Raw genomic sequence first — 4594 nt, forward strand, 5'->3', positions numbered from 1 at the left:
AATCTGTTCGACGGCCGCGTGGTGGCATCCGATTTGGTCAACCCGGATTTCGTCAAGCTGGCGGAATTGTTCGGCGTCGGTGTAGCACGCGTCACCTCGCCCGACCATTTCCGCCCCGCGCTGGAAAAGGCACTCGCCGCCGGCGGCCCGCAGCTGATCGCCATCGACTTGCCGCGTGACAGCGAAGCCAGTCCCTGGCCGTTCATCCATCCGGCGAAGCCGTAAGCCCGCCCCGTCGTCATTCCGGGGCGCTCACGAAGTGAGCGAACCCGGAATCTCGAGCTGTTCAGCCTTATCGTTCCACAACCTCTGGATTCCGGGTTCGCGCTACGCGCGCCCCGGAATGACCGGTATCGTCAACGTCATTGCGAGGAGCGAAGCGACGAAGCAATCCAGATTCACGCAGCGTGGCGCTGGATTGCTTCGCCTTCGGCTCGCAATGACGATACGTGGCGCCTCGGGATGCAGATAGGCCGAGCTTTGCTGCCTCCGCTCACAGATGATCGTAGTCCACCACCACCCGGTCGGTGGTCGGTTTGGCCTGGCAGGTCAGCACGAATCCGGCGGCGAGCTCCCAGGGCTCCAGCGAGTAGTTGAGGTCCATCGTGGCTTCGCCCTCGACCAGCTTGGCGCGGCAGGTCGAGCACATCCCGCCTTTGCAGGCGAACGGCAGATCGACGCCAGCGCGCAGCGCGGCATCGAGGATCGCTTCGCCCTCGGCCACCGGCACCTCGCGGCGCTTGCCGTCGATGATCAGCGACGCCATCGCCTTCGGCGGCGCGCCCGGCTCGACCACCGCCTTCGGCCGCGGCTTGCCGCCGAGCCCTGAAACGAACCGCTCGACATGGATCCGCTCGGCGGCGATGCCGAGATCGCGGCAGGTCAGCTCGACGTCGTCGCTCATTCCGGTCGGACCGCAGATGAAGACATGATCGACTGACGCGGCCGGCACCATCGCGGTGAGCAGCAGCCGCACCTTGTCGCGGTCGAGCCGGCCCTGCATCACCGGCACGTCCTGCTCTTCCTGCGACAGCACATGAAACACCGCGAGCCGGTCGAGGTAGCGGTCCTTCAGCGTCTCCAGTGTCTCGCGAAACAGAATCTGATCGGTGGTGCGGTTGCCGTAGAACAGGAAGAACCGGCTGCCCGGCTCACGCGCCAGCACGCCCTTGATCAGCGACAGGATCGGCGTGATGCCGCTGCCGGCGGCGAAGCCCACATAGGTGCGCGTTTCTTCGGCAGCGTGCAGCGCGCCGAACCGGCCGGTCGGCGTCATCACCTCGATCGTATCCCCGGCCTTCAGCTCCTCGGTCGCCCACACCGAGAATGCGCCGCCGTCGACCTTCTTCACCGCGATCCGCAGCTCACCGTCGTCCGGGCCGGAGCAGATCGAATAGGACCGCCGCACTTCCTCGCCGTCCATCGTGGTGCGCAGCGTCAGATACTGGCCAGGCACGAACTGGTAGGCGCTCGCCAGCTCCGGCGGGACCGTGAAGCTGAGCGAGATCGCATCCCTCCCTTCGCGGCGCAGGTCGGCAATGATCAGCGGATGAAATCGCGGAATGCTGGCGGAGATGTTCATGGCGGCGCTCAATGGCACTTGAAGTAATCGAATGGTTCGCGGCAGCTCTTGCAGCGCCACAGCGCCTTGCACGAGGTCGAGCCGAATTCGGACAGCTGCTCGGTGTCGACCGAGCCGCATTGTGGACAGGCGATCTCGAGCGCGCCGAACAGCGCGCGGCGCGAGCCAGCCGCCTGCGGCGGCGCGATGCCGTACTCCTTGAGCTTGGCGCGACCGGCCTCGCTCATCCAGTCGGTGGTCCACGCCGGCGCCAGCACGGTCGTCACCCGCGCTCGTTCGATGCCCGCGCGCGCCAGCGCGGTCTCGATCTCCAGCGCGATCATGTTCATCGCAGGACACCCCGAATAGGTCGGGGTGATCGCGACTTCGACGCGGCCCTGTTCGACCCGCACCTCCCGCAGCACGCCGAGGTCGGCGATGCTGAGCACCGGAATTTCCGGATCACACACCGTCGCGGCCGCGTCCCAGGCGCGCTGCTGCAACTCGGCGTCGCTGCCCGTCAGCGTCACCATGTCAGCCCCGGATAGGTCCGCTGCATGTGCTGCAACTCGGCGAGCAGCCGGCCGAGATGCTCGGTGTGGCGGCCGCTGCGGCCACCCTGCTGCATCCATGGATTGCTCGGCACCGTCAGCGTCGCTTCGCGCAGCACGGTGTCGATCGTGCTCTGCCAAGTGCCTCGAACGCTCTCTGGATCGATCGCCACGCCGCTCCCGATCAGCCGGCGCTCGGCGTCGTCGGTCTCGAACAGCTCGCCGGTGAACGCCCATAACGCGTCGACGGCATCCTGGGCGCGGCTGTGGCTTTCGGCGGTGCCGTCGCCGAGCCGGATCATCCATTCGGCCGCGTGGCGGAGGTGATAGGCGCTTTCCTTTTCCGACTTGGCGGCAATTGCGGCGAGCGTGGCGTCGGAGGATTGCATCATTGCCCGCCAATACGGATCGGCGAATGCCGAGTAGAACAGCTGCCGCGCGATGGTGCGGGCGAAGTCGCCATTCGGCTGCTCGACCAGCAGCAGATTCTGGTAGTGCCGCTCCTCGCGCAAATACGCGAGCCGATCCTCGTCGCGGCCCTGCCCCTCGACCAGGCCGGCGTAGCTGTAGAGCTCGCGCGCCTGGCCGATCAGATCGAGCGCGATGTTCGACAGCGCCATGTCCTCTTCCAGCATCGGCGCATGCCCGCACCATTCCGACAGCCGATGCCCCAGCACGAGCGCATCATCGGCGCGGCGCAGCGTGTAGGTGAACAGGGGGGTGGCGGTGATGGTGGTGGACATGGCTGCCAAGCTCGATGCGTTGAACTGAACTGTCGACCTGTCCCCGTCATTGCGAGCGAAGCGAAGCAATCCAGAAGCTCAGTGCACAGCGCTGGATTGCTTCGTCGCTTCGCTCCTCGCAATGACGTGGAGAGGCTTGTGGATCATCCTTCGAGGCCGCCGCTCCGTGGCGGCATCTCAGGATGACGTCTTGTTGTGTGGCGAGCGCAGCCCGCCGCCTACATATGCCCGACTTCGTCGGGCACGTCGTAGAACGTCGGATGGCGATAGATCTTGCTCTCCGCCGGCTCAAACAGCATGCCGGCCTCGGCCGGATCGCTGGCGGTGATCGCGTTCGACGGCACCACCCAGATCGACAGGCCTTCGCCACGGCGGGTGTAGATGTCGCGCGCGGCCTGCAGCGCCAGCGTGGCGTCGGCGGCGTGTAGCGAGCCGACGTGCTTGTGCGCCAGCCCGTTGCGGCTGCGGATGAAGACCTCCCACAGCTGCGTGTTCGGCGTGGTCATCGTGATGTCCTCCCCGAAGGATCGTCGCGGCGATTACGCCGCCAGTTTCTTCTTGCGTTTCTCAGCGTAGGCGGCGGCCGCTTCGCGCACCCAGGCGCCGTCATCGTGGGCCTTGCGCCGCGCCGCCAGCCGATCGCGGTTGCACGGCCCGTTGCCGGCGAGCACCTGCTTGAATTCGTCCCACGGAATCGCGCCGTACTCCCAATGCCCGGTCGCGTCGTTCTTTTTCAGATCGGGATCAGGCAGCGTCAGACCGAGATAATGCGCCTGCGGCACCGTGGCATCGACGAATTTCTGGCGCAGCTCGTCGTTGGAGAACCGCTTGATCTTCCACTTGGTCGAGGTGTCGCTGTGCTGGCTGGCTTGATCCGGCGGGCCGAACATCATCAGGCACGGCCACCACCAGCGGTTCAGCGCGTCCTGCGCCAGCGCCTTCTGCTCGGCCGAGCCCTTCGCCAGCGTCAGCATGATCTCGTAGCCCTGGCGCTGGTGGAACGACTCTTCCTTGCAGACGCGGATCATCGCGCGCGCATAGGGCCCGTAGGAGCAGCGGCACAGCGGGATCTGGTTCATAATCGCGGCGCCGTCGACCAGCCAGCCGATCGCGCCGATGTCGGCCCAGGTCAGGGTCGGGTAGTTGAAGATCGACGAGTACTTCGCCTTGCCGCTGAGCAGCTGATCGACCAGCTCTTCGCGCGAGGCGCCGAGGGTTTCGGCGGCGGCGTAGAGATACAGGCCATGGCCGCACTCGTCCTGAACCTTGGCGAGCAGCGCCGCCTTGCGCCGCAGCGTCGGCGCGCGGGTGATCCAATTGCCTTCGGGCAACATCCCGACGATTTCGGAATGTGCGTGCTGGGAGATCTGGCGCACCAGAGTCTTGCGGTACGCGGCCGGCATCCAATCGTTGGGCTCGATCCGCTCCTCGGCATCGATCCGCGCCTGGAACCGCGCGGCGCGGTCGGCGTCCTCGATGTTCCGCTCGTCACCGTCGGACACGTTGAGTGCCTGGGTGTACATGGCGATCTCCTCCGGCGTTGTTGGAAATATAATTGACCAATTGGACGGTCAATGCAAGTGTCGGAACCAGACACCCGTGGTGCGTCGCAGCGCGCCTCGGCGGATAGGATCTAAACGCACCATGGCGCGCACGCGAGCCACCGACTACGACGATAAACGCCGCGGCATTCTCAGCCGTTCCGCACGGCTATTCGCCGAACACGGCTACACCGGCAC

6 protein-coding genes and 1 pseudogene are annotated in these 4594 nt (G+C 65.9%); 2 read left to right on the forward strand and 5 right to left on the reverse strand.

Annotation, left to right across the window (positions count from 1 at the left end; genetic code table 11):
• Positions 1–225, forward strand: a 225-nt coding sequence (locus DYI24_RS21700; RefSeq protein ID WP_246701338.1) for a thiamine pyrophosphate-dependent enzyme, incomplete at its 5' end; no start/stop codon positions are given.
• Between the two features lie 268 nt (positions 226–493).
• Here the strand turns inward: DYI24_RS21700 and paaE are convergent.
• The 5 genes from paaE to paaA all read right to left on the reverse strand — a co-directional run bounded on the left by paaE (position 494) and on the right by paaA (position 4378).
• Complete coding sequence (paaE, locus tag DYI24_RS21705; protein ID WP_164573806.1) at positions 494–1582, reverse strand: 1,2-phenylacetyl-CoA epoxidase subunit PaaE; 1089 nt, start codon at positions 1580–1582, stop codon at positions 494–496.
• Between the two features lie 8 nt (positions 1583–1590).
• On the reverse strand, positions 1591–2094 hold the full coding sequence (gene paaD / locus DYI24_RS21710; RefSeq protein ID WP_164573807.1) for a 1,2-phenylacetyl-CoA epoxidase subunit PaaD: 504 nt from the start codon (positions 2092–2094) through the stop codon (positions 1591–1593).
• Positions 2088–2855, reverse strand: a complete 768-nt coding sequence (gene paaC, locus DYI24_RS21715) for a 1,2-phenylacetyl-CoA epoxidase subunit PaaC (protein WP_164573808.1) — start codon at positions 2853–2855, stop codon at positions 2088–2090. Before paaC ends, paaD begins: the two co-directional genes overlap by 7 nt.
• Before the next feature lie 218 nt (positions 2856–3073).
• Entirely contained in the window at positions 3074–3361 is a 288-nt protein-coding gene (gene paaB / locus DYI24_RS21720) for a 1,2-phenylacetyl-CoA epoxidase subunit PaaB (protein ID WP_107356524.1), read from the reverse strand.
• 33 nt (positions 3362–3394) lie between these two features.
• On the reverse strand, positions 3395–4378 hold the full coding sequence (gene paaA, locus DYI24_RS21725) for a 1,2-phenylacetyl-CoA epoxidase subunit PaaA (protein WP_164573809.1): 984 nt from the start codon (positions 4376–4378) through the stop codon (positions 3395–3397).
• A gap of 121 nt (positions 4379–4499) precedes the next feature.
• Between paaA and DYI24_RS28400 the strand changes: the two are divergent.
• Positions 4500–4594, forward strand: a pseudogene (locus DYI24_RS28400) (TetR/AcrR family transcriptional regulator); the annotation flags it as partial.

The organism is Rhodopseudomonas sp. BR0C11 (assembly GCF_010820945.1).
Classification (GTDB): domain Bacteria; phylum Pseudomonadota; class Alphaproteobacteria; order Rhizobiales; family Xanthobacteraceae; genus Rhodopseudomonas; species Rhodopseudomonas palustris_H.

Excerpts from the sequence above, each read along its gene's own strand:
- paaE (WP_164573806.1), bottom strand. The coding sequence starts at position 1,582 with ATGAACATCTCCGCCAGCATTCCGCGATTTCATCCGCTGATCATTGCC.
- paaD (WP_164573807.1), bottom strand. The coding sequence starts at position 2,094 with ATGGTGACGCTGACGGGCAGCGACGCCGAGTTGCAGCAGCGCGCCTGG.
- paaC (WP_164573808.1), bottom strand. The coding sequence starts at position 2,855 with ATGTCCACCACCATCACCGCCACCCCCCTGTTCACCTACACGCTGCGC.
- paaB (WP_107356524.1), bottom strand. The coding sequence starts at position 3,361 with ATGACCACGCCGAACACGCAGCTGTGGGAGGTCTTCATCCGCAGCCGC.
- paaA (WP_164573809.1), bottom strand. The coding sequence starts at position 4,378 with ATGTACACCCAGGCACTCAACGTGTCCGACGGTGACGAGCGGAACATC.